At 60.4% G+C, this 25,681-nt stretch carries 19 protein-coding genes; 10 read left to right on the top strand and 9 right to left on the bottom strand.

Annotated features, from left to right (window positions below; all coding sequences use genetic code 11):
- Positions 1-67 precede the first annotated feature (67 nt).
- The 5 genes from T370_RS0101880 to T370_RS0101860 all read right to left on the bottom strand — a co-directional run bounded on the left by T370_RS0101880 (position 68) and on the right by T370_RS0101860 (position 5,488).
- On the bottom strand, positions 68-757 hold the full coding sequence (locus tag T370_RS0101880) for a Crp/Fnr family transcriptional regulator (RefSeq protein WP_029434544.1): 690 nt from the start codon (positions 755-757) through the stop codon (positions 68-70).
- A gap of 640 nt (positions 758-1,397) precedes the next feature.
- A complete protein-coding gene (locus T370_RS0101875; RefSeq protein ID WP_009380538.1) occupies positions 1,398-2,684 on the bottom strand; it encodes a TRAP transporter large permease in 1,287 nt (428 codons plus the stop codon).
- Positions 2,684-3,190 carry a TRAP transporter small permease gene (locus tag T370_RS0101870; protein WP_005023948.1) on the bottom strand — a complete coding sequence of 169 codons (507 nt, stop codon included), beginning with the start codon at positions 3,188-3,190 and terminating at the stop codon, positions 2,684-2,686. Before T370_RS0101870 ends, T370_RS0101875 begins: the two co-directional genes overlap by 1 nt.
- Before the next feature lie 67 nt (positions 3,191-3,257).
- Positions 3,258-4,283: a TRAP transporter substrate-binding protein gene (locus tag T370_RS0101865; protein ID WP_029434543.1), complete on the bottom strand. Its 1,026-nt coding sequence runs from the start codon at positions 4,281-4,283 to the stop codon at positions 3,258-3,260.
- A 185-nt stretch (positions 4,284-4,468) separates the two neighbouring features.
- Complete coding sequence (locus T370_RS0101860) at positions 4,469-5,488, bottom strand: TRAP transporter substrate-binding protein (protein WP_005023951.1); 1,020 nt, start codon at positions 5,486-5,488, stop codon at positions 4,469-4,471.
- A 636-nt stretch (positions 5,489-6,124) separates the two neighbouring features.
- On the opposite strand from T370_RS0101860, the gene T370_RS0101855 reads away from it, so the two are divergent.
- The 10 genes from T370_RS0101855 to T370_RS0101805 all read left to right on the top strand — a co-directional run bounded on the left by T370_RS0101855 (position 6,125) and on the right by T370_RS0101805 (position 17,529).
- Positions 6,125-7,162, top strand: a complete 1,038-nt coding sequence (locus T370_RS0101855; protein ID WP_005023953.1) for a LacI family DNA-binding transcriptional regulator — start codon at positions 6,125-6,127, stop codon at positions 7,160-7,162.
- 15 nt (positions 7,163-7,177) lie between these two features.
- Positions 7,178-8,518, top strand: coding sequence for an ATP-dependent 6-phosphofructokinase (locus T370_RS0101850; protein WP_005023955.1), 1,341 nt, complete (start codon positions 7,178-7,180; stop codon positions 8,516-8,518).
- An 18-nt stretch (positions 8,519-8,536) separates the two neighbouring features.
- Positions 8,537-9,355, top strand: coding sequence for a transketolase (locus T370_RS0101845; RefSeq protein WP_029434542.1), 819 nt, complete (start codon positions 8,537-8,539; stop codon positions 9,353-9,355).
- 18 nt (positions 9,356-9,373) lie between these two features.
- The gene (locus T370_RS0101840) at positions 9,374-10,312 is read left to right on the top strand and encodes a transketolase family protein (RefSeq protein WP_029434541.1); all 939 of its coding nucleotides are present in this window, start codon (positions 9,374-9,376) and stop codon (positions 10,310-10,312) included.
- Positions 10,313-10,427: 115 nt separating this feature from the next.
- Entirely contained in the window at positions 10,428-11,315 is an 888-nt protein-coding gene (locus tag T370_RS0101835) for an NAD(P)-dependent oxidoreductase (RefSeq protein WP_029434540.1), read from the top strand.
- Positions 11,316-11,544: 229 nt separating this feature from the next.
- A complete protein-coding gene (locus T370_RS0101830; RefSeq protein WP_005023963.1) occupies positions 11,545-12,465 on the top strand; it encodes an NAD-dependent epimerase/dehydratase family protein in 921 nt (306 codons plus the stop codon).
- 102 nt (positions 12,466-12,567) lie between these two features.
- Entirely contained in the window at positions 12,568-13,377 is an 810-nt protein-coding gene (locus tag T370_RS0101825) for a sugar phosphate isomerase/epimerase family protein (protein WP_029434539.1), read from the top strand.
- 244 nt (positions 13,378-13,621) lie between these two features.
- Positions 13,622-14,545 carry a class II fructose-1,6-bisphosphate aldolase gene (fba, locus tag T370_RS0101820; RefSeq protein ID WP_029434538.1) on the top strand — a complete coding sequence of 308 codons (924 nt, stop codon included), beginning with the start codon at positions 13,622-13,624 and terminating at the stop codon, positions 14,543-14,545.
- 453 nt (positions 14,546-14,998) lie between these two features.
- The gene (locus T370_RS0101815) at positions 14,999-15,841 is read left to right on the top strand and encodes a pirin family protein (RefSeq protein WP_029434537.1); all 843 of its coding nucleotides are present in this window, start codon (positions 14,999-15,001) and stop codon (positions 15,839-15,841) included.
- A gap of 275 nt (positions 15,842-16,116) precedes the next feature.
- Entirely contained in the window at positions 16,117-17,529 is a 1,413-nt protein-coding gene (locus T370_RS0101805; RefSeq protein WP_029434535.1) for a glucose/sorbosone family PQQ-dependent dehydrogenase, read from the top strand.
- Positions 17,530-18,001: 472 nt separating this feature from the next.
- On the opposite strand, the gene T370_RS0101800 is transcribed toward T370_RS0101805, so the two are convergent.
- The 4 genes from T370_RS0101800 to T370_RS0101785 form a co-directional block, all read right to left on the bottom strand.
- Positions 18,002-21,199: an efflux RND transporter permease subunit gene (locus tag T370_RS0101800; RefSeq protein ID WP_005023973.1), complete on the bottom strand. Its 3,198-nt coding sequence runs from the start codon at positions 21,197-21,199 to the stop codon at positions 18,002-18,004.
- A 51-nt stretch (positions 21,200-21,250) separates the two neighbouring features.
- Positions 21,251-22,405: an efflux RND transporter periplasmic adaptor subunit gene (locus T370_RS0101795; protein WP_029434534.1), complete on the bottom strand. Its 1,155-nt coding sequence runs from the start codon at positions 22,403-22,405 to the stop codon at positions 21,251-21,253.
- A gap of 1 nt (position 22,406) precedes the next feature.
- Complete coding sequence (locus T370_RS0101790; RefSeq protein ID WP_029434533.1) at positions 22,407-24,191, bottom strand: TolC family protein; 1,785 nt, start codon at positions 24,189-24,191, stop codon at positions 22,407-22,409.
- A gap of 281 nt (positions 24,192-24,472) precedes the next feature.
- On the bottom strand, positions 24,473-25,369 hold the full coding sequence (locus T370_RS0101785) for a DMT family transporter (RefSeq protein ID WP_005023978.1): 897 nt from the start codon (positions 25,367-25,369) through the stop codon (positions 24,473-24,475).
- Between the last annotated feature and the right edge of the window lie 312 nt (positions 25,370-25,681).

The following is a 25,681-nucleotide window of genomic DNA, read 5'->3' as shown; positions in this document are numbered from 1 at the left end:
AGTGGAAAAAAGATGAGATAGGACGAAACAGTATGGATTATATGGGTTTTTCTGTAGATGTTCCGGGTTATTCCCCGGCTATTTTTTGCAGGAGCGCGAGGTCTCCGATACGGAGGCGGTTCTTGGTGAGCTGGAGGAGGGCGCCGCACCCACGCAGGACCCTCAGGGCCCTCACAAGCGTAGCCCTGTGTATCCCAAGGAAAATCGCCAGTTCTTCCTGGGTCATCTGGGGGTTGAAGTCGAGCTTGTCACCGTGCAGACGTGAAAGCCCGCACAAAAAGAGGCAGACCTGTTTCACTGCCGTACCGCCGCCCGTTTCGGAAAGGTTGGCGTGCATCACGAGCACCTTGGTGCTCATGGATACCATCAGGTTGATGATGAGTTCCGGGTATTCGGCAACGAAGCGCGGATCATGGAGCAGCGTGCCGGGGAAGCGGTACAGTTCCACGTCTTCCATACAGTAGAAGCGGCAGTCGGGATCGTCGAATCCGGCCAGTGCCGTGGCCTCATTGAATACATTCCCGCTGCCGATATAGACCATCGCCCGTTCGCGTCCGTTCTCCGCGCCGTGCATGATCCTGAGGCGCCCCTTGGCGAGGTAGTAGAAGTCGAACATGGCGTCGCCCGCCAGTACGAGGGGGTAGCGTTTCGGGTAGGTGTAGCGCGTCGCCAGATGGAGCAGGCGGCTCCACGGCGCGTTCATGTCCTCAAGTTTCCCGGTGCGGGAGGAATCGGCATCCAGCTTGAGCGGTTTCATGGAGCCTCCTGTCGTCACAGCCTTTTGTCGAGTGACGCTCCCTGATAGCCCGTGCGGGTTGGCGAGGCAAGCGATCTCACGGGGCTCCGCCCCGGACCCTGCCGAGGGGCTCTGCCCCTCGGGACCCCGCAAGGGGCGAGCCGCCCCTTGACCCGGCGGCGCGATTACCTTGGCGGCGTTGCCGCCAAGGTAATCGCTTAATATACAATGTAGTTCAATTCATATACCGGAATCTGTCCATGTACTATGTGATAAGCATCTAAATTTGTGTATCCGAAATGTTTGTCCGACGAGGCGATAACCTCCCTTTACAATAAAACCGTCAATATGTTCGCGATGAAACCGTGACGTGCAAAACCCCGCGCATTTTCGTTTCCCTAACATTACCGCCAGTAAGAGTCGCTTCTCGGAGAAGCGTTTTTTTGTATGGGAAACGGAGCGGCGGCTATCCATTGGGGGGAATAGCCGCCGTTTGGGGGAGTGGGGGAGGAGGAAGCCCCCAGGTTGGTGGAGAGGAGATTTTTTTGAGCCCTGCGTTTCCGGAATTCCAGTAAAGGGAGATTCCTTTATGCCCTGAGCGTTTCCTCTGCCGGGGTTCCGAGGGGCAGAGCCCCTCGGCAGGGTCCGGGGCGGCGCACCATCAATACATGCCGAGCGCCTTCGGGAGGAACGTCACGACGTCGGGGAAGAAGATGAGGAAGAACACCACGAGAATAAGCAGGAAAATATACGGACAGGCTCCCTTGGCGACCCGCTCCAGCGGGAGGTTGGACAGGTTCATGGCGATGAACAGGTTGACGCCGAGCGGCGGGGTCAGCAGGGCGATCTCGTTGGTTATCACCCAAAAGACGCCGAAGAACACGGGGTCGATGCCCACGGACTTGATGATGGGCAGGAAGACCGGCGCGAGCACGACGATGGTGGCCAGCGTCTCCATGAACATGCCGAGGAAGAACAGCAGTGCCGCGATGAGCAGCAGGATCAGGATGGGATTGGTGGTGTACAGCATCATCTGGGCGGCGAGCTGCTGCGGGATCTGGTACATGGTCAGGAACCGCCCGAAAATGGTGGACACGCCCACGACGATGAGGATGGTCCCGGTGGAGATGTTCGCCAGCTTCATGGCGTTGAACACTTCCTTCAGGGAAAGCTTCTTGGTGATGAAGAAGCCGACGAAAAGGGCGTACCACACTGCGACGACCGAGGCTTCCACGGGCGTGCATATGCCCGCGTAGATACCGCCGAGGATGACCACGGGAGCCATGAGGGACCAGATGTTCTTCAGGAGCGCCCGCCCGAATTCGGCCATCGTGTAGGAATGCATCGTGCCCTTGTAGCCGTGGCGGCGGGCGATGGTATAGGCCGTGAACATGAGGCAGGTGCCGACCAGCGCGCCGGGTACGAAACCGGCGGTGAACAGCGCGGAAATCGAGACGTTGGCGATGATGCCGTAGACCAGCATGGGGTTGCTCGGCGGGATGAGGATGCCGAGCGTGCCGCCGGTAGCCGAAACGCCGGCGGCGTATTCGGGCGAGTAGCCGCGCTTGATCATGGAGGGGATCATGATGCTGCCCATGGCGGCCACGGTGCCGGGGCCGGAGCCGATCATGGAGGCGAAGAACATGCAGCCGAGGATGGTCACGATGCCGAGCCCGCCGCGTATGTGCCCGACGAGCATGGAGGCGACCTCAACGATCTGGGCCGCCATGCCGCCGCGTTCCATGAGCGCCCCGGCGAAGACGAAGCCCACCACCGCCAGCAGGGGGAACATGTCCGAGACCTTGATAAGGTCAATCATGACGAGCGAAAGCGGGATGTCGCTCAGAAGCAGCACGGTGATGGACGCCATGCCGAGGGAGACGAAGATGGGCGTGCCCATGACGAGCAGGACAGCCAGCGCAATCCAGATGAGGACTTCAAGCGACATCAGAATACCTCCTCGCTGGGAACGACTAAGGGATCGCGCTTGGTGAAGATGCGCCACCAGCGCTCGACGAGGCGGACGGCCTGCAAGGTAAAGGCGATGGGCACCGCCGCGTAGACATAGCGCATATCAAGCATCAGCGCCCCGGAAACCATCGGGCGGTCGCTCATGCTGATGATGAAGTCCGTCCCGACGTTCACCACGATAATGCAGAAGATCAGCCAGATGATGTCCGTCGTAAGGAGCAGAAGCATCTGGCCGAGCTTCGGCAGGAGCTTGAGCTGCGCGGTCACGCGGATATGCAGATTCTTTGAGGCGGCGAGGCTTGCCGCGAAATAGACAAGGTACAGGAACAGGAAACGGCTGACCTCTTCAGACCATGCGATGGACTTGCCGCCGAAGTATCTGTAGCACACCTGCATCATCAAAAGCGTCATGATGACGCCGAGAAGCGCACAGCAAATGTACTCTTCAAGGTTCTTCCAAATGGACGCCAGCTGCTCGCGCATGACTCTCTCCTCACCCGTTGAGGTTTAGCGGCCCGGAGGAGGAAGCCACCTCCGGGCTCGGCAGGCGTTATTGCGGACGCGTACGTCCGAGGGACTTCATCATGGTGTCAAGCAAGGAAATATCGCCGATCTTGTCGTAGAACTGCGGCCATACGCCCATGGCCTTTTCCTGCCAGACGGGTTCGTCTTCGGGCTTGGCGAGGATCTCTACACCCTTGTCCTTGAGCACCTTGACGAGGTCGGTTTCCATTTCGGCAATCATCTTGCGGTTGTTTTCGGTGGCGAGACGTCCGCCTTCGAGGATGGCCTTCTGCACGTCCTCGGGCTGCTTCTTGAACCACGCGGCGTTCACGACGATGGGGCCGATCCACACCTTATAATGGATTTCGGTGATGTACTTCTGCACTTCCTCGAACTTGTTGGAAGCGAACACGGGGTAGGGGTTTTCCTGTCCGTCGACGACCTTCTGCTGGAGGGCGTTGAACGTCTCGTCCCACGCCATGGGCGCGGGTTCGCCGCCCCACGCGCGGAAGGTGGCGATCATGATCGGGTTGTTGGGCACGCTGATCTTGAGGCCCTTGAGGTCTTCAATGGTATTGATAGGACGCTTGCTGTTACTGAGCACGCGGAAGCCCTGCACGAGCCAGCCCACGGCCATGTTGCCGCTCTCGGCGATCATGCGCTTGTTGATCTCGTCCCAGTTCTGGTCGATGAGCTTGTAGCAATCTTCATAGTTGGTGAACATGTACGGCAGGTCGAACACGCCCATTGAGGGGCTGAACACCGTCACGTTGTTGACCGCGAGAGACGCGATCTGAATGACCCCCTGCTGGATGTCCTGAAAACTCCGCTCCTCGCCGCCAAGCTGGCTGCCGGGGTAAATCTGGACGTCCACCTTCCCGTTGGTGGCCTTTTCCACATAGTTCTTGAAGTCGAGGGCCGCCGCGTGATGCGGTTCCTTGACCATCGCGCTGGAGCTGTGGCTGTAGCGCATGACGATTTTTTTCTCGGCCGCACTGGCAGGGGAAACCAGAAGCAGCGCTCCGCAAACCGCCCCTAAAAGGGCCCGGTTGAAGCTTTGCCGGATGTTCATGAAGACCTCCTCATTATGGGTGAACAGTCTAAAATCCATTGCCATAGTCGCGCTTTTTTCTAAGAATGCGCACTGCACATTCATGAAAGAGCGTACTTTTTCACTTGCATGTCGCTTCAAAAGAACGTAGAAATAGAGATAATGGACCTTAATCAATAGTAAAAAACGTTTTCATGCTCTTGCGTTTACGGGCGCTTGCGATGCATGTCCGCCATCATCTTGTCGAGGAGATCGAGATTGCCGATTTTGGGGTAGAGATCAGGCCAGAGAGCCATCGCCTTTTCTTCCCAAACGTTTTCGTCTTCGGGCTTGTCGAGGATTTCGACGCCGGCCTTCTTCATGGCGGGCTTCAGGCGGGCTTCCATAGCCATGATCATTTCGCGGTTGTGCTTGGTGGCGAGGCGTCCGCCTTCGAGGATGGCCTGCTGGATGTCGGCGGGCTGCTTCTTGAGCCATGTGTCGTTGACGACCATGACGATGATTTGGAGCTTGTAGCGCAGTTCGGTCATGTACTTCTGCACTTCTTCAAACTTGTTGGACGCAAAAACCACGTACGAGTTTTCTTGGCCGTCGACGACCTTCTGCTGAAGGGCGTTGAAGGTTTCGTCCCACGCGAGGGGGGTCGGTTCACAGCCCCAGGCCCGGAACGTGTTGATCATGACCGGGTTGTTGGGCACGCGGATTTTCAGGCCCTTGAGGTCTTCGATGGTACGGATGGGCCGTTTGCTGTTGCAGACGTGGCGGTAGCCGAGGTCGAGCCAGCCGATGATGCGGTTGCCGCTTTCCTTGATGGTTTTAGCGTTGAGTTCGTCCCAGTACTTGTCGAGGATGGCCCAGCCTTCCTGATTGGTCCTGAACAGGTAGGGAAGATCGATGACATAGAGGGAGGGGGCGAACACGGCGGCGTTGTTGGAAGCCAGGGAGGCTATCTGGATGACGCCCTGCTGCACGTCCTGAAAGGCGCGTTCCTCGCCGCCGAGCTGGCTGGCGGGGTAGATCTGTACTTCCACTCTGCCCTTGGTTTTCTCTTCAACGTATTTCTTGAAGTCCAGAGCCGCCGTGTGGTGGGGCTCCTCCACCATGGCCGCCGAACTGTGGCTGTAGCGCATGATGATTTTCTTTTCGGCCGCCGCTTGCGCGGGCAGGCACAGGATCGCCCCGATCATCAATCCTACCGTCGCCTTCCATGTGTTGGACAGTTGCATAACGCCCTTCTCCTTGGGGTTATCTGGTTAGGCCTGCGGCCTTCCGGGGTGCCGTGTGGCGCCGGGGTCGCAGACATGAGGCCTAAAGGGTGGATTTCCTTATAACTATGATGCCTGTGAGCGATTTTTGAATCCGTTCTTTTATAAAAAAATATGAATATTCAATATATTGTATGTTATAGTTTATATTAGAATGAATACGTTTTCATTCTATGCGTCAAAAAAATATCTTGTCAAGAGATGGGATGTCTTTTTTTGTGTCCTCAAAACCGTAAAAGACATATTTTTTATAGAATACAGTCTATTAAAAAAGATATTTTTTGCCCTTTCAAGCACTCCCCACAGCACTGTGAAGAGGTTTCCGCCCTCACGGGGTCTGCCGCTGTGGGAGATGCCAGAAATGCATGTGTCCATATAACATATGTAAATACAATATATTTTTTCTTTTTCGGCACGCTCTTTCCCAGTAGATGGAGTGGAGTGAGGTACAAAACCCGGCCTTTGCCGGAGCTGAAGGGGGTGAAAGCAAAAAAACGTTGCAAAGAGGCTTGACAGCGGTTTTATGGGCGGCTAGATTGAAAACGTACTCATTGAAGTACAAAATAAATGGATAATACATTGAAAAGAAACAATAAAATGAATGAAAACGGTTTCAATAACACTCGGGCGACCATAAAAGACGTTGCCGTCAAAGCGAACGTCTCGCTTTCGACCGTATCCCGCGCCCTCCGCGAGCCGGACAAAACGCCCGCGGAAACGGTCAGCAAGGTCAGGGCCGCCGCGGAAGCGCTCAATTACGTCTACAACGCGACGGCGGGTTCCCTCTCCAAAAGGCGCTCGGACACCATCGGCATCCTCCTGCCTTCCCCGACGTATGCGGCGTTCGGCGTGAACCTGATGGCGATCCAGAAAACGTGCTCGGAGCGGAACTATTCGTGCAAGGTGGCCCTGTCGCAGTTCTCTCCGGAGGAGGAGCGCCTCGCCATGCGGCGTTTCCACGAGCAGCGCATCGGCGGGCTCATCCTCGTCGGGCTGGACATGAGCAATGTGGAGTACATGAAAACGCTGGAGGCGGCGGGCATCCCCTGCATCATCCTGTGGGAAGTGCCGGACGAAAGCGTGAACTATATCGGCATCGACAACGCGCGGTCCATCTATACGAGTGTCAAATACCTCATTGATCTCGGCCATAAGCGCATCGGTTTTCTGGTCGGCCCCATGACCTGCGCGCGCCGTACCATCGACCGCATGGAAGGCTACAAGAAGGTGCTTGCCGACAACGGCATCCCCTTCGATCCGGAGCTCATCCGCTCGCAGCCGCCCTCCTACCTGCTCGGCAAGGAATCCATGCGGGCGTTTTTGAAATTGCAGGACCCCCCGACGGCGGTGCTGTGCGTGAACGACTATCTGGCCATCGGGGCCATACGCGCCATCACCGAGGCGGGGCTCAGCGTCCCGGAGGACATTTCGGTCTGCGGCTTCGACGACATCGACATCGCCGCCTACTTCAACCCGCCGCTGACGAGCATCAAGACGCCCTGCTACGAAATGGGCCAGATGGCGGCGAACATCATGATCTCGGCCATTGAATCGCAAACCCCGCTGAAGGTGCAGTACCTGCTCGACACGGAGCTTATCGTGCGCAGGACCTGCGGCAGGGTCAAAGAAAAATAAAAGGAAGGAATCCGCATGAATACTTGTGAAGCTACGCCCTCCGCGGCCCAAGAGATACGCATTCAGAGTCTCGGAACGCCGGAAATCGATTCTCCGCTGTCGCGCAACCTGGCGACGGCGGGCGAGAGGCGCGTGGTCTTCACCGTGGACGAGGAGCTGGTGGACGAAGGCGCCGCGCCGCGCCCCATGTCCTTTGAGCTGGCGGGCCCCCGCGACCGGATCTACTTCGATCCGAGCAAGACGAAATGCGCCATCGTGACCTGCGGCGGGCTGTGCCCGGGCATCAACGACGTCATCAGGGCCATCGTAATGACGGCGTACAACGCCTATCGCGTCCCTTCGGTCCTTGGCATCCGCTACGGCCTGCAGGGGTTTATCCCGTCCTACCGCTACGACGTGCGCGAGCTGGCCCCGCGCGATGTGGAAGGCATCCACGAGTTCGGGGGGACGATCCTCGGGACGTCCAGAGGGCCGCAGTCTTCATCCGAAATCGCCACCGCCCTTGAGCGCCTGAATATAAGTGCGCTGTTCATCATCGGCGGCGACGGGACGATGAAGGCTGCGGCGTCCATCCAGCAGGAAGTCGCCCGGCGCGGCAAGCACATCTCCATTGTCGGGATTCCGAAAACCATTGACAACGACATCAATTTCATCCCCCATTCCTTCGGCTTCGAAACGGCGGTGGACAAGGCCGCCGACGCCATCCGCTGCGCCCATATCGAGGCCGCCAGCGTCTTCAACGGCATCGGCATCGTCAAGCTGATGGGGCGCGAATCGGGCTTCATCGCCGCCAACGCCTCCCTCTCCATGCGCGAAGTCAATTTCGTGCTCGTCCCCGAGGTCCCTTTCAGCCTCTACGGCGAGCGGGGCCTGTTCCCGGCTCTGGAAAAATGCCTTGCCGCGCACTCCCACGCCGTGCTCGCCGTGGCGGAGGGGGCGGGGCAGGATCTGCTTTCCGAGCACGAAACCCGCTGCGACGCCTCGGGCAACAAGGCGCTCGGCGACATCACCGGGTTCCTGCGCGCGAAGATCGCCGAATACTTTTCAGCCAAAAAGATACCTTACTATCTCAAATACATCGATCCGAGCTACATGATCCGTTCCGTCCCCGCCAACGCCAACGACAGGCTGTACTGCGGCTTTTTGGGCCAACATGCCGTGCACGCGGCCATGAGCGGGAAGACGGGCATGGTCGTAGCCAACATCATGGACAAGTTCGTCCATCTGCCGCTGGAGCTGGTAACGCGCAAGCGCCGCACCATGAGCGTGCGCTCCGACCTGTGGCAGTCGGTTCTGGAAACGACGGGGCAGGGGGACGTGATGGGCACGTCCCCCGAACCGGAACAACATCTGTAAGGAAGTCGAGGCTGAACCATGAACGAGCGGAAATTGCGGCAGCTCACCGAGCTGAGCAAGGAAGCGAGGCAGTTGCTCACCAAAATGATCGGCCAGATCGGTGTCGGGCATGTGGGCGGTTCCCTGTCCCTCATCGAAGCGCTGGTCTACCTTTATTACGAGGAAATGCGCGTGCGCCCCGAAGAGCCGGGCTGGCCCGACCGTGACCGCATCGTGCTCTCCAAGGGCCATGCCGGACCCGCGCTGTATACCCTGCTGGCTATGAAGGGCTACTTTGATAAGGAAACCCTCCTCACCCTGAACCAGCCCGGCACCAGGCTGCCGAGCCATTGCGACATGAAGCTGACCACGGGCATCGACATGACCGCGGGCTCGCTTGGGCAGGGGCTTTCGGCGGCGGTGGGCATGGCGCTGGCGGCGCGCATGGAACGCAAGGACTACCGCGTCTACTGCATCGTCGGCGACGGCGAGCAGCAGGAAGGGCAGATCTGGGAAGCGGCCATGTATGCCGGGAGCCAAGAGCTCGACAATCTCGTCGTGCTGGTGGACGACAACGGGATGCAGATCGACGACTACACCGACGCGATCAACGCCGTGCGTCCGCTCGACAAGCGTTGGGAAGCGTTCGGCTGGGCGACCCTGTGCATCGACGGGCACAACTTCTCGGATCTCGAAGCCGCGCTGACCCATGCCCGCACCATCAAGAAGCGCCCCACCGCCATCATCATGGCCACGGTCAAGGGCAAAGGGCTTTCGGTCGCGGAAGGCAAGCTCAGTTCGCACAACATGCCCCTGTCGCCCGAAGACGTCGCCGCCGCTTTGCAGGAACTCCAATAAGGAACGAGGAATGCCGTCATGCTTGAATCTCAGGAAATGCGTAAGGTCTATTGCGATACGATGATCGCGCTTGCCAAGGAGGATCCCCGCATCGTGGACGTCGAGGCGGATCTGACCGGCGCGCACGGCATGAAGCCGTTCAAGGCGGCCTATCCCGACCGCTCCTTCAACGTGGGCATCGCCGAGGCCAATATGGTCGGCGTGGCCGCCGGGCTGTCCGCCTGCGGCAAGATCCCTTTCGTGCATTCTTTCGCCACGTTCGCTTCCCGCCGCTGCTTCGACCAGATCGCCATCTCGGTATGCTACGCCGGGCTGAACGTCAAAATCGTCGGCTCCGATCCGGGCGTCGGCGCGGAACTCAACGGCGGTACGCACATGGCGCTTGAAGATATGGGCATCATGCGTACCCTGCCGGGCATGACCGTGTTCGAGCCCACGGACTCGGTGCAGCTCCGCAAGGCCCTGCCCGCCATCGTCGAGCATGAGGGCCCGGTGTACATCCGGCTGTTCCGCCGTCAGGCCGAAAACGTCTTTGACGATGACTACGAGTTTGATCTCGGCAAGGCCGATCTCCTGCGCGACGGTTCCGACGTGACCCTGATCGCTTCCGGCGTCTGCGTCGCCAACGCTTTGCAGGCCGCCGAAACGCTGGCTCAGGAAGGCGTATCCGCCCGCGTGCTCAACATCCACACCATCAAGCCCATCGACGCCGACGCCGTCATCAAGGCCGCCTCCGAAACCGGCGCGCTGGTTACGGCGGAAAACCACAACGTCATCGGCGGGCTCGGCAGCGCCGTTGCGGAAGTGCTGGCGGAGCAGCGGCCCACGCCGCTGGAACGTGTCGGCGTCAAGGATCATTTCGGTCAGGTGGGCAAGGCCCCCTATCTGATGGGCGTGTTCGGCATCACCGCCGCGGACATCGCCAAGGCGGCCCGCAAGGCCATCGCCAGAAAGTAGCCGCCCCCGGCGTTCCGCCGGAACCATCCCGTTTCACTGGTTTCACCGTTTCCCTGCCCGCTCGGCCAGGGGGGCTGAAGTCATACCTTTTTTCGGACTCAAGCAAGGATTGGATATGGATACCGTAGGCATTGTAGGACTGGGGGTTATGGGAAGCAATTGCGCGAAAAAATTGATGGAAAGCGGGGTTCCCGTGGCCGGGTACGATCCGTATCCGCCTGCCGTCAAACGCGCTTCCGAGGCTGGTGTGGCCGTGTGCGGCTCTCCGGCGGAACTGGCGGGCAAGGCCCGGGTCATCCTGATGTTCGTCCCCGGCCCCGCCGACACGGAAAAGGTCGTGCTCGGCGAGGGCGGGATCGCGTCCGGGGCGCCCGAGGGCACCGTGGTCGTCAACATGAGCACGGTCGATCCGGGCGTGAACATCCGTATGGGCGAGGCGCTTGCCCCCAAAGGCATTGATTTTGTGGACGCCCCGGTCATGGGCAGCCCGTCCGGGGTGGGGAGCTGGGCTTTTGCGCTCGGCGGCTCGGATGAGGCCCTCGCCAAGATCAAGGATGTGCTCCTCGTGCTCAGCGGATCGGAAGAAAAACTGTTCCACATCGGGCCGCTCGGGCACGGCAATAAGCTGAAACTGCTCAACAACATGATGCTCGGCGCGATCGACGCCTGCGCCGCCGAGACCATGGCGCTCGCCGAACACATGGGTCTGTCCCAGAAAACGCTCATCGACGTGGCGGTCGCCGCCAACGCCCGCGTGCTCAGCAACGCCTATAAGGAAATCGGTACCCGCATCGCCGAGGGCCGTTACGACGAGCCCACGTTTACCGTGGATATGCTCATCAAGGACAACAGGTTGTGCCTCGATATGGCCAGGGAATACGGCGCGCCGCTCATTCTGGGCGCGGCGGTGGACTATGTGCACCGGATGGTTTCGGTTCAGGGCTACGGCGCGAAGGACCACGCCGTGTCATGGAAGGCCGTGGCGAAAAACTGGAAGGCGTAGAGCCTGCGGGCGGTTTCGCAGGGTGGGTACGCCGCGAAACGGGGTTTATCCGTGTTTTCCGGGTAAATGGCGCGTTTCAGGCGGCTGTGCCCGGGCGTATTGGGAGTAGTGGCTTCCGAATGGTTCTTCCCAAAAAGCACATGTCATTTGCATAGGGTATAAAGCAAAAACCATTCAGGTGTTAGCACTCTCGCTTCTTTTAGCCGTGGGGCATCCCCGGGGAGGTTTCATGCGTATTCTCGTAACGGGCGGAGCGGGCTTCATCGGTTCCCATCTTGTCCGTGCTCTGCTGCGGCAGGGCGACGAAGTCGTCGTTTTCGACCGTGTTCCGGTTCCTCATCTGTTGCAGGACATTATGGATTCGATCACCTACGTGCAGGGCGACAGCGCTTCGGATCTCGATCTGTACCGGGCGGTGGCGACCAACGGCATCGAGGGGATCTTCCATCTCGGCGCGCTTATGGCGGGCGTGTGCGAACAGAATCCGCCGCTGGCGTTTCAGGTCAATTTCCGTTCCACGCAGGTGCTGCTTGATGCGGCGGTGGCCTGCGGGGTGAAGCGGTTTTTCTTCATGAGCTCCATCTCCCTGTACAGCCCGACCTCCGTCGAACCCGTGCCGGAAGACGCGCCCAAGGATCCCGCCACCATCTATGGGCAGACCAAGCTGGCCGGGGAGCATCTGCTGCGCTGGTATGCCGATAACCACGGCATCGACAGCCGGGGCATCCGTCCCACATGGGTCTGGGGGCCCAACCGTACCAACGGCCTGACCACGCAATATACGACGGGGCTTGTGGATTCCATCGCCAGAGGCGGCGAGGTGCACGTCGACAACCCGGACGAGCGGGGCGACTGGATCTACATCCATGACACGATCAAGGCCATGCTGCTGGTCTGGAACGCCGAAAAGCCCGCGCAGCGCTTCTATACCGTCTGCGGCAGCGTCCACACGCTTCGGGAAGTCGCGGAACTGACCAACCGCCTTTGCCCGGAAACCAAAGTCACCTATGCGGAACACAGCGCGAACACCTCGCCGTATGCGTGCTCGTTCGACGATTCCGCTATCCGGAAGGAACTGGGTTACGCGCCCGAATGGTCCATCGAGGACTCCGTAAAGGACTATATCCGCGTGGTCATGGGAAGAGATTAGCGATTGGGATGCTCTACCGTCGTGGCGGGGAAGGCCTTTTGAAGAAGAGGCTTTCCCCGGCTTCAACCTCTTTCCTTCCCAAGGCTTTTGAAAGGAATGTGTATGGCCGTATTGCTTGGTGTCTGTAATTGGGTGCACCCCCTGCTGCAATCTCCGTCATGCTGCAAGGAGCTGAAGGAAGCGGGGCTCGATGCGATCCAGCTCGATTTGGGTTCTGCGGAGGAAGATTTTCCGCTGTCGTCGCCGGGCATACAGCGGCAATGGAAAGAAGAGGCGGAGCTATACGGCATCCGGCTTGACGCTGTAGCCGTGCTGGCTGTCCTGAAGCACGGCATGACCGCCGAGCCCGGAAGCGAACGGCGCAATACGGCGGAAAAGGCCATTGCCGCCGCCGTGGACTGTGCCGCCGACATGGGCATTCCCCGGATTGTGCTGCCGAGCTTCAAGGCGTCGGCTATCCGTAACAAGGATGATCTGCGTGAGACGGCCCGCTGTTTGCGGCTGGCCTGCGCGCTGGCGAAACACCGGGGCATTGCTGTAGCCACGGAAAATCTTCTTGATGTTACGATGATGAAATCCCTTTTGAATATCGTCGCCTACGACAATCTCTGTTCCTGCCTCGACCTGTCTCATTTTGTCCTGCGTGGGCGGGAAGACGTGTTTGAGGCCTTGCCGGAACACCTCGCCGTGTGTTGCGGCGTGCATCTCAAGGACGGCATGTACGGCGAACCCGGCGTCCGGCCTCTCGGTGGGGGGGCATGCCGCGCGGGTGAGTTGCTCGCGGCTCTGAAGCGGGAAGGGTACGATGGGCCGCTGTTCCTCGAAAACCGTTATACGGAGCCGGTTTTCGGCTCGGATGCCCTGTATGCGCTCAGGCGCGACGCCGAGTATGTCCGTCAGGCTTTTCTGTAACGGCTGTTGCCAGTTTTGGCTGTAACGTATCGCGGCGTTTCGGAAACATGCGGCTTCTTTCCTAAGCGTTTTTTTGAGCGCAACGCCGTTGAGGGAAACGTACCCGCCGGGCCACGGTTTCGCAGTATGGCCTATTGCCCTTGCGGGATTACGGCGCCCCTGGGCGGGGCTGAATCCCGTTTACCGCGGAACGGCGCATGTTTTTTGAAGCGACACGGAACCCTTTGAACAAAGGATAGGTCAGATGCCTCTTACCGGACCTCGGGACATGTTTGCCAAAGCCCTTGCGGGCGGTTTCGCCGTAGGCGCGTTCAACATCAACAATATGGAAACCGTACAGGGCATTTTGCAGGCCGCCGGGGACGAGCGTTCCCCCGTGATCCTGCAAGTCTCCAACGGGGCGCGCCAGTACGCCGGGCGGGGCTATCTCCGTAAAATGGCCGAAGCCGCTTCGGAAGAAACCGATGTGCCTTTTGTGCTGCATCTGGATCACGGGTCCGGTTTCGACATTTGCAAGGCCTGCATCGACGACGGGTTCACTTCGGTCATGATCGACGGCTCACACTTGCCTTTTGAGGAGAATGTGGCCGTCACCCGGCGCGTCGTGGAGTACGCCCATGACAGGGGGGTCTGGGTCGAAGCCGAACTCGGACGGCTCGCCGGGGTCGAGGAAACCGTTTCGTCCCGCGAATCCGTTTATACCGATCCCGAAGAGGCAGAAACATTTGTAGCCCGTACCGGATGCGATTCGCTTGCCATTGCCATCGGGACGAGTCACGGCCCCTGCAAGTTTTCGGGGGAGGCGCGGCTTGATTTCGAGCGCCTTGACGCCATCGCCGCCCGTCTGCCGGGCGTTCCGCTGGTGCTGCACGGCGCGTCGAGCGTGCCGCAGGAGGCCGTGGCTGCCGTCAACGCGCACGGCGGGAATGTAGCGGGAGCCTCCGGCGTGCCCGAAGACCTGCTCCGCCGCGCCGCCGCTTCCGCCATTTGCAAGATCAATATTGATACGGATCTGCGGTTGGCCGTCACCGCCGCCATCCGGACCCTGCTTGCGGAGCGCCCCGAAACCTTCGATCCTCGCGCCTATCTGAGCGCGGGCCGCGAAGCCGTGCGCGAGATGGTCCGGCATAAGATCCGCGCCGTGCTGGGTTCGTCCGGGCAGGCATAAGCGTTCGGCGTCCGACCCCCCGGACGCTGGGCAGGGCGTCCCCGCGTTTGCGAGCCCTCGGGGACGCCCTTTCTTTTTGCCTCCGGTTCATGCTTCCGGAGCGCCTCTTCCCTTAGAAAGAAGCGCCTCGGGGAGACGGTGCTTCCGCCGCATTCCCTCCATCATGGGCTGGAAGTTTTTGTCCGGATACTGGTTTTTTAGGCTGGCCTGAAAGCGCGGTTTTTTTGTTCCGCAATGTGAAGGAGCGTTTTCACTTTTTCAAAGTGGGAACGCTCTTTTGCTGCGCACGGGATCGGTATGCCGTTACCGGGCAATGCGTGTTTTTGGGTGTGAAATCGGTTCGTTCCGTAGCGGGTGGAGTCTCTTTATAACTCTATCATACTAAAAATAATGTTTATTTTATTGACGCACCATACCGTGTGAAGGATAGTATGGGGAAAAAAGGAGACAGTCATGTCATACCGCATAGTCAAAAAGATCGTGACGGGCCGTCAGGCGATAGACGGGGCCGGGGTACATCTGGTCCGCGTGCTCGGCTCAGGGACGATCCGGGACTTTGACCCGTTCCTCATGCTGGATGCGTTCGACTCGCTGAATCCTGCGGATTACGTGCGCGGCTTTCCGCTGCACCCGCATCGCGGGATTGAGACGTTTACATATCTGGTGAAAGGCGAAATCGACCACAAGGACAGCCTTGGCAACAGCGGGCGGATTAAAGACGGCTGCTGCCAGTGGATGACGGCGGGCGGGGGCATCCTGCATCAGGAAATGCCCAAGGCATCCCCCCGGATGCTCGGGCTCCAGCTCTGGATCAACCTGCCGCGCGACAAAAAAATGGTCCATCCCAAATACCGCGACATCACCCCCGACGACATCCCCGTCATCGAGGAGAAGGGCGTGACGATCCGCGTCGTCACCGGAAAATACGGCAATATCGGCGGCGCGACACAAGGCGAATACGTGGACGTGCAGTTCCTTGATGTAGAGATGGGGCCCGGCGGTGCGTGGGAAATGGAGACCATCCCCGGCAATACCGTGTTCTCGTATCTCATGGAAGGTTCGTGCGCCTATGAGCCGGAAGGCGTGATCCAGCCCGCCCGCCGTGCCGTCCTCTTCTCGGAAGGGGACAAGATCCACCTCCATGCCGGTCCCGAAGGCGCCCGTATGGTCATCGTTTCCGGCAAGCCCCTCCGCGAGCCCGTGGCATGGGGAGGCCCCATCGTCATGAATACCGATGAGGAGCTGCGCAACGCGTTTATGGAACTGGAAGAGGGGACGTTCATCCGTCATGGGTAAAATTCTGCGGCTGTTCCGCCGTTGAAAGGTGCGGGCGTCCGTTCCAGCAGCTGCCCGCGCCTCGCCCAAAGCCCTCCTCACGCGATCCTGCGGGATGGGGGCGCTCCAGCCTTGAAAGGCAGCGCCAGCCTGAAAGGAACCCGTTTCGGGGGAGGCGTTTTTCCCCGCCTTTGCCGAACGGGAACCCGCAGGGCTTCCCGTTTTTGACAATACCGGAAGCCGCGCGGCGGCGGGCCTCGCGTTCCGATACACAGAGAAACATCAGGAGGTACAGGATGCACCATTCCCGAGTCATGGCAGGCGCGATGACGCTGTTGCTTTTGAGCGCTCCGGCTTCTTGGGGCGCAGCGCCGCAAAAGGCAAAGGCGGTGCCCACGGCGGAACCGTTTGAAGGGGTCGTTATCGCCGAAGGCCTTGCCGCCCCGTGGGATATGGTCTGGGGGCCGGATAATCATATTTGGGTTTCCGAGCGCGAGGGGAGCCGCATTATCAGCGTGGATCCCAAAACGGGCGAGAAAAAGCTCGTCGGCAGCATTCCGGACGTGAAGGTCGGGCCGCAGCATGAAGGCGTGCTCGGCATCGCCCTTGATCCCGATCTCGGCAAAAACGGCAGCAAGAACAACGTCTATATCGCGCATACATATATGGACGGCGGCAGGGAACACGCCCGCATCGTCCGGTTCCACTATGATCCGCAGACCCGGAAGATTGCCGATCCCAAAGTAATCCTGAGCAACATGCCCGCAGGGGATGACCACAACGGCGGTCGCCTGCGTTTCGGGCCCGACGGCAAGCTCTACTACTCCATCGGGGAGCAGGGGCACAATCAGGGCGCGAACGTCTGCAAGCCCATCGACGCCCAGCGTATTCCCACCAAGGCCGAACTCGACGCGGGCGATCATTCCGCCTATGCGGGCAAGGTACTGCGCCTCAATCCCGACGGCGGCATCCCGGACGACAACCCGGTCATCAACGGCGTCAGGAGCCACGTGTACACCTACGGCCATCGTAACCCGCAGGGGCTTGTGTTTGTGGGTAATCTGCTCTTTGAGGCCGAGCACGGCCCTTCGTCCGACGATGAGATCAATCTCCTCGTGGCGGGCGGCAACTACGGCTGGCCGCACGTCGCCGGGTTCCGGGATGATCAGGGCTACGTATACGGCAACTGGTCGGCGGCCCCTGATTGCGAAAAGCTGGCGAAGAGCTACTTCCCGACCGATATTCCCGCCAGCGTTCCGCAGCAGAAGGAAACCGAGTGGAAGGCCGAGGATTTCCGCGAACCCATCAAGACGTTCTATACCGTGCCGAATTCGTACAACTTCCGCGACGGGCGTTGCGGCGACATGGCCTACCTGTGCTGGCCGACCATCGCGCCGTCGAGCGTCGCCTACTACCCGGCGAACGGCCCGATCCCCGGCTGGGGCAACTCCCTTCTCGTGACCAGCCTCAAGAACGGCGCGCTGTATCGTGTACCCCTCAATGCCGACGGCAAGACCGCGCAGGGCGACGTGGCCAAGTACTTCCATACGCCCAACCGCTACCGTTCGGCGCTCGTTTCGCCCGACGGGAAGACCATTTACGTGGCTACCGACGTGCGCGGCAACGCTCTCGGCAACGACGGCAACCCCGTCAACGACATGAAGAACCCCGGTTCGATCATCGCGTTCATCTACGACGCCAAGCAATAATTTCCGGTAAGGAACGGTACGGAGTTCCTGATGGAGGGAAACCTTTCTGGAGAGAGGTTTCCCTCTTTTGGTTTTCTTCACCTTTGCTGTGGCATCCGGCTGATAGGAAAAGCGGAATGGTAGGAACTTTGTCAGCGTGGAAGCTCCGGAAATGTGATGGAGAGAAGGGGAGGCCACAAAGAAGTATTCGCATGGCTCCCTCTTCTTTTTCCTATGAGAGGAGGCTTGGGGCTTTGGTTCCCATATGGTTTTTTTGAACGGTATCTGTTTGCTTTACAAGGAAAAAAGTTCACTTCCCGAGGGCCCATTCAGCGCCATGTTTCAAGCGGTTCCGTTGGCGGCCTTGCGGTCAAAGGAAACGCGGCTCAGGTCAAGGGTGCTTCCCTTGCCAGCGCATGGCTCTCGCCTTGCGGAGCACAGGGGAAGCGCCCTTGTCAGGGGTCAGGGAGAAGCCTCTGGGTGAGGCCCCGCTTCAGGCTTGCTTCGGTTCGGGCGTCCGTTTGCCGCCCAGTTTGCTGGAAAGGCCCATGAACACCGCATAGAAAAACGGGGCGTACAGCACGGTGAGCAACGCCGTCGCCACCATGCCGCCGAAAACGGCCGTCCCCAGATATTGCTGGTTGATCGCGCCCGCTCCCGTGGCCCAGAGCATGGGCAGGGCGCCCACGGCATAGGCCAGCGAGGACATGAGGATGGGCCGGAATCTGACGCTCGCGGCCTTGTGCGCCGCCTGCATGGCGGTCATCCCCTGCTCCCCGTAACGGCGCGCGTACAAGACCAGAATCAGCGCGTTTTTGCTGGACATGGCGATGAGCAGCAGCATCCCGATCTGTACATAAATATTGTTGTCCATGCCGCGCAGCATGATGGCGGCCACGGTACCGAACAGCGCCAGCGGGATGACCAGCAGCACGCCGAGGGGCAATATCCAGTTGGCATACAGCGCGGCGAGGATCAGGTAGACCAGCAGGATCGCCAGACCGACGGCAATGGCGGCCTGCCCGTGGCTTTTCTCTTCCTGAAAGCTCATCCCCGTCCACTCGTAGCCGAAACCTTGGGGCAGTACCCGCCCGGCGATTTCTTCCATAGCCTTCATGCCAGCACCCGTGCTGACGCCGGGGGCGGCGCTGCCCTGCATGGATGCGGAAGAGTAGAGGTTATAGCGCGTCACGATGCTCGGCCCGCTGACCTGCTGGACGGAAGCGAAACCCGCCAGCGGCACTTCTTCTCCTTTGCCGTTGGGCACGCGCAGGGACAAAAGGTTGTCCGCCGTGCTGCGGTAGCGTTCGGCGGCCTGCACGCGCACCTGATAATTCTGGTTGTATTTGCTGAAGGTATTGATGTACTGGCCGCCGAACGCCGTTTGTATGGCCGTGAAAAGCTGCGGCAGGGCAATGCCTTCCGTCATGGCCTGCGTGCGGTTCACGTTCAGGTAGAGCTTGGGCGTCGAGGCGGAATACAGGGACATGACATGCTCAAGGCGCGGATCTTTCGCCGCCGCTTCCTCGTAGGCCCGGACCGCCGCCTCCAGAGCCTGAGGCCCGCGGCTGGCCCGGTCTTCGATCATCATGTCGAAGCCCCCGGCATTGCCGATGCCCATGATGGGCGGTGGCGGGATGACCATGAATTCCCCTTCGGGGATTTGGCCGAACCCCCGGTAGAGTTCGTCCATGATGGCGTACTGGTTCAGTTTGGTGCCGCGTTTCGCCCAGCTTTCAAAGATCACGAAGGCCGTCACCGCGTTGGGCAGGGCCGCGCCTTCCATCATGGAAAAGCCGCTGATGGTGACCCATGTTTCCACGCCGGGCGTGTTGGCGAACACCTCATCCATACGGCCCGCCAATTCCGAAGTGCGCGGGCTGGCCGCGGCGTCGGGCAGTTGTGCGCTCACAAGGACATACCCCTGATCTTCTTCGGGCAGGAAGCCCTGCGGCAGGGTTATCAGCCCCCAGACGGCAAAGGCGGCGAGGACGCCGTACGTCAGCAGGGCGATGGCGGGCGAGCGCAGGGTGATCCCCACAATGCGCATGGCAAAGCCGTGCAGGGCGTTGTACCCGCGGTTGAAGACCCGGCAAAAGACATTGCCTGTCGTCACGTCGGCCTTGTCTTCCGCGAAATCGGGCCGTTCGCCCTGCGGGGCGTCGAACGAGGCCGGGCGCACTGCTTTTTGCTGGCGGAGCAGCAGGGAACATTCCGTGGGCGTGAGCGAGATGGCGAAAACGGCGCTGAGGAGTGCCGCGCCGCCTATGACCAGCGCGAACTGGCTGTACAGCTGCCCTGTGATGCCGGGGAGCGTGGCCGCCGGGAGGAATACGCTGGCAAAGACGAACATCACCGCCACGATGGAGAGGAACAGATCCCTCATGCCCGCGAGGGCGGCTTCCTGCGGCGTCAGCCCCCGCTCCAGATGGGACATGGTGGCTTCCACAACGATGATCGAGTCGTCCACGATGAGCCCTATCGCCAGCACGAGCGCGAAAAGCGATATCATGTTCACCGAAAAACCGGCGATGTTCAGGAAAACGAACGCCCCCATGAGGGTCACGGGAATGACCACCGCCGGGCCGACCGCCGCCCGGAAGTTCTGGAGGAAGACCAGCACGACCAGCATGACCAGCACAATGGACTTCACAAAGGTCAGATATACTTGCGTCACGGCGATGGAAACGAAGTGCGACGTGTCGAACGGCATTGTCCAGCGCATGTCGGGCGGGAAATCCTTGGACAGTTTTTCCATGGCGCTGCGGATGTTGGCGGCGGTTTCAAGGGCGTTGGCGTCGGGCAGCTGGTAGATGGCGATGAGCGCCGCGTTGTCCCCGCGGATCTGGGACTGCGCCCCGTAGGACTGCGCCCCCATTTCGATTTCGCCCACGTCGCGCAGCCGGATTATCTGGTTGCCGGGCAGCGTCTTGACGATGATGTCGCCGAATGCCGTGGGCGTGTCCAACTGCCCCTGCATGAGCACCGTCAACTGCATGGCCTGCTTGTCGGAATTGGGCCTGCCGCCGACGTTGCCCGCGGCTACCTGGACGTTTTGCTGGCTGATGGCCTGATTGACTTCGTCCACGCTCACGCCGAGGTAGTTGAGCTTGTCGAGATCCAGCCAGATCCGCATGGCGTAGAACCCGGCCCCGAAAGCCTGCACCTGCCCGACCCCCTTCACGCGGGAAAGGACGTTTTCGATTTGCAGGTTCGCGTAGTTGGCCAGAAAAAGGTTGTCGTAGGAGCCGCCGGGGGAATCGAGGGCTATGACCTGCAGGATGGAGGGGGAATGTTTGGTGACCGTGACCCCTTGCTGCTGTACGACCTGCGGCAGCAGCGGGAGCGCGTTGTTGACCAGGTTTTGCAGCAACACCATGGCGATATTGACATCGGTCCCCAGCGCGAAGGTGACGGTGAGGGAATAGGTGCCGTCATCGGCGCTGGTGGAGGACATGTAGATCATGTTTTCCACGCCGTTGACCTGCAATTCTATGGGCGCGCCGACGGTCTTGGCCACGGTTTCCGCGTCCGCGCCGGGATAGCTGGCGGAAACGGCGATCGTCGGCGGGGTGATGTCGGGATACAACGCTATGGGAAGGCGCGTCAGCGACACGATGCCCAGAATGACCGCAATGATGGCAATGACGTTGGTAAAAATGGGATTTTGGACGAACAGGCGTGTAAACATAGGACATTCCTCATACTGCGGGGGGAGGTGCCGATAGCGTGCGGCGGGGCGTCATTGTGCGGTGTTGGTGACGGCCATGCCCTGCCGGATATGGGCCATGCCGTCATAGATAACCAAGGATTCCGGGGTAATCCCGCTGATGACGGCAATGCGGTCACTGCCCACGGCGGGCCCGGTCGCCACGGGGACCATGCGGGCCCGGCTGTCCTGTGCGATGACGTATACAAAGGACTTTCCCTGATTCTCCAGCACGGCCTGCCGGGGGATCACCATCACTTCGTCCTCACGCTCCGTGGGGACCTGAACTCGTACGAAAAGGCCCGGAAGCAGCTTGCCGTCCGTATTGGGGAAAACGCCGCGCAGGGCGAGCGTCCCGGAAGAGGCGTCCACTTGCGGGGAAATGTAGTCGAGCTTCCCCTTGATGGAATAAGGCCCATCGCCGACGGCCAGTTCCAAGGGGATGGATTTGGCGTCGTCGAAGCTGTTCAGAAGCGGCAGGATGCTGTCCGCCGGGGCCGTAAAACTGGCATAGACGGGATCTTGGGAAACGATGGAGGCAAGCGTTCCGGTCTGCGGGCTGATCACATTGCCGACATCCACTTTATGGCGCGACACGCGCCCGGTGAACGGGGCCTTGATGACCGTATATCCCAATTCGATGCCCGCTTGGGTCAGGGCGGCTTGCGCGGCGGCGACCTGCGCTTCGGCATTGCTCAACTGTTCGCGCCAGCTGACCACCGTGGCCTGTGAGGCCGCCCGTTCCGCGTAGAGCTTCTGGTTGCGGGCGTATTCGACCGCCGCCCTGTTCCGCACCGCCTTCTGCGCCGCCAGCGTGGCCTCGGCCTGCTGCCGTTTGGCCTTGTACATCGTGGGATCAATGACGAACAGGGTGTCCCCTTCCTGCACGAGCGCACCGTCCTCATAGGCTATTTTTTGCAGCGTGCCTTCCACCCGGGCAACAATGTCCGCAGTGCGCACGGCCTGCGTCATCCCCGTGCTTTCCACCAGCAAAGGCACGTTCCGCCGCTCCGGTTTGACGGCGGCCACGGGCAGGGGTTCATCCGTTTCCGCCTTATGCGGCGTGTCGTTGCAGCCGGCCAGAACAAGGCAGAAGGCCACAACGATCCCCGGCAGTCCGGGCAGGAGGAACGCGGGCACGCGGGCGGGATTTTGGCGAAGGGATGTTTGGGAGTCGCAGCTGTGCATATCAGTAACCTCTGTGCGTTTCGGCTTGTGGGATCTCGGACTGCCCGGCAACGGGGACGCTTTCCATATCGCGCAACATGCCGCCCCAGTCGGTACGCTTTTTCATCGCGTCGATGGTGGCCTTGGGCAACGGGAGGGGCTGGGGCTGCCAGCCGCCGCCCAGGGCCCGGAACAGGGCCACGGCTTGCAGCGCCGTGTTTCCCGCTGCCGCCGCAACGCTGTTTTCTTGCTGGTATTGCGTGGTCTGGGCCGAGACGACCGTGGTAAAATCGGTGCTGCCCGCGTTGTACTGCTCAAGCGCCAGCTTGGTGGAGCGCCCGGCGGCTTCGGCGGCCTGCTGGAGCAGGGTCAGGCGCTGGCGGGAACGGATGAAGGAACTCATGGCGTTCTCGGCTTCCTGCAATGCCTGTAGCACCGTTTGTTTGTAGGTGACGAGGCTTTGCTGGAAAACGGCGTCCTGCGCGCGTACGGCATTGTACAGCCGCCCGTAGTTGAGGAAGGGCAGCACCAGGGACGGCGAGGCGCTTGCGGTGAAGGCGTTGTGCGAGAAGGTGTCCCCCAGCGTGAAGGCTCCGACGTCGCTTCCTTGGAATCCCAGAAAGCCGCTGATGGAAAACGAAGGGAACAGCGCCGCCTTGTTGATGCCTATACGCGCGCACTGGGCCGCCGCCTCCTGTTCCGCCTGCCGTACATCGGGCCTCCGGCGCAGGAGATCCGCCGGGACGCCTATGGCTATGTCCAGAGGAATAAAGGATTGGGCGGTGCGTTCCGCCGCGTATGGCGTTGCCCCCTGAGGAAGCGTTTTCCCCGCTGTGGGCGCGGAAGACGCCAGCGCTGCACCGGAAGCCGTTTGAGGCGGTTGCGGCACCCAGCCCGGGGCCAGTTCCGGTATGGGGCCGGGGGGGATGCCGAGCAGCACGCACAGGGCATTGCGGTTGGTGATCAGCTGTGCTTCCAGCTGCGGGATGTCGGCTTCCGTATTCTTCTGCATGGCGACGGCTTGATCGTAGTCCCGCCCGCTTGAGGCTCCCAAGCGGAACATGGCTTCGGTCAGGCGTACGGATTCCTTCTGCGCCAAGCTGTTGCGCCGTGCGATTTCCAGCTGTTTTTCCGTCATGCGATAGCTGAAATACTGTTGGGCGACATCGGCGCTGAGCGTTACGAGCGCGAGTTCATAGCCCGCATGGGCGCCTTGCAGGGCGGCTTTGGCGGCTTCGGCGTTGCGCCGGTATTTGCCCCAGATGTCGATTTCCCACGTCGCCTGAAAGCCCAGATTCAGTTGCTGGATGGTGCCGGGCTGCGAGGGCTCGCCCGGTTGGGGCGCGTCTGCGGACCGGCGGCTGGGGTGTTCGGAGCTGTATGTTCCGGTGAGCTCCTGCGTCTGCGGAAAGAAACTGCCTATGGCAATGGCATATTGTGCGCGGTACTGTACGATTTTCAGCAGGGCCGCCTCGATGGTGGGGCTGGAGAGGCGCGCCCGCGTCACAAGCTGGTTCAGGGCAGGGTCGTTGAAACTCTGCCACCATGTATCCAGAGAGACATTGCCGACGAGAGGGTGTTGCGGGTCGCCCGCATTCCATTTTTGCGGCATGTTTTGCATATCGGGTCGCTCGAAATCAGGCCCCACGCTCCATGTGGAGCACCCCGGCACCCCGATCAGGCATAGCGCCACGATGAGTGGCTTGGCGATGCCCGCCCTGAGCCAGTGTGATCGCACTCGAGAGGAACGGCTGTGGAATGGGTAGGGATTACGGGCCAATGCAGTAGAGAATACGTTGTTTGGCATACGGCATCCTGAATGCAAAAGGATCACGTCAAGGCTTCAAGCACTGATGGGGGAAAGGAAGCCCTTTTCTTTTAGGAATAGCTCGTTTTGGGCGAACTCCCATGATTATTTGAATGATTCTCATGAGGTATGGGGGAGGGAACACGTTTCAAGGCGGGAATGCCGCTGGAAAGCATGAACGGATTGACGCAGCGCGCGAAAAAAGGTGCTGCGCTGTTGGAGCGGGGCACCTTGGGAGGCCGTTTTAACGGAATCCGCCGATGAGGGCGCTTCTTTTTGTGTTATCGGAGCAGCAGGATTGCCGCCCCGGTGCAGGCTATGATGGAGCCGATGATGGAGTTGGGGGCGGGGATGCGGCGTTCCATGATGCCGGTGATGATAAGCAGGGCGATGGGTTGAAGGCCGATGAGCATTGCGGCGACGGCGGCGGGAAGGTAGTCGAGGGCGACGCACGAAAGCCAGATGCCCCCGGCGGGGCCGAAGAGGCAGCCGAGCGGGAAAAGCTTGAGGATGCCGGGGTTGGCCTTGAGGTTTCCGAACGCCGGGCGGATGGCTCCGAAGGCGAGGCCTACCGCCCAGATGCCCGCAGTGGAAATGGCGTTGCGGTAGAAAGCCAGAGGCAGTGCCCCGATGCCCTCCTGGAGGGCTTGTTTGGAAAAGACGATGCCGAGCGCGACGAAGACGGCGGCAAGGAGGGAAATGATGACCCCTTTGTTGCGCTGTTTGCTGGATACGGGAGGGTTATGGGCGTCCCGCTGTTCGGAGAGGACCACGAGGATCACCCCGCACGTCGCTACGAACATCCCGAGCCAGCCTTGCAGCCCTATATATTCGTTCAGATAGATGGAGCCGAACAGGGCGGTGAAGCATGAGGACAGCGATTGGCACACCTGCGCCGGACGCAGGCCGATGGTCAGTGCGCCCGCGTACTGGCAGGCGTCGCCTATGATGATCCCGAACACTCCGGAGGCCGCCGCCAGCCAAAACAAATGCAGCGACGGAAGCCATAGATCGCCCATAACCAGGCAAAAGATGCCGAGCACCACGCTCGCCAGCGGCTGCCGGATGAGCATGACCGCCGGTATCCCCACCACCCTTGAGGCCGTCGTATGGACGACGCACCCAAGGGCCCATGAAAAGGCCGTCGCTATAGCCAGAAAAACACCGAATCCGGACATACGACCTGTCCCTCCTGAAGTTCTCGCCTTGCGTAGCACGCCTGTTGCCGCATGTCACCACCTTGTTAGAGCGGTATCCGGGAAAGGCCGGGAGGCCGGTTCAGGAGGTGGGTTCCGGATTCGTATGGAAGGATATGAGCCCTCTCTGAAAGACGGAGAAAGGGCCGTCCGTGGGGCTGGCGATGAAAAGAGCGCGGCGCCGTCAGCTTGTCATTGACGGGCGGAGGGACTCGTGGTGAAAAAGGAAGCTGGAATAACGAATACCAGCAACGACAACGGTGGGAAGGAGTTATGAGTACGCCGCAACAGCCT

It is taken from the genome of Bilophila wadsworthia ATCC 49260, assembly GCF_000701705.1.
Lineage (GTDB): Bacteria > Desulfobacterota > Desulfovibrionia > Desulfovibrionales > Desulfovibrionaceae > Bilophila > Bilophila wadsworthia.
The sequence above is the reverse complement of the archived record's forward strand: the minus strand, read 5'-3'. Positions and strand labels throughout refer to the sequence as shown.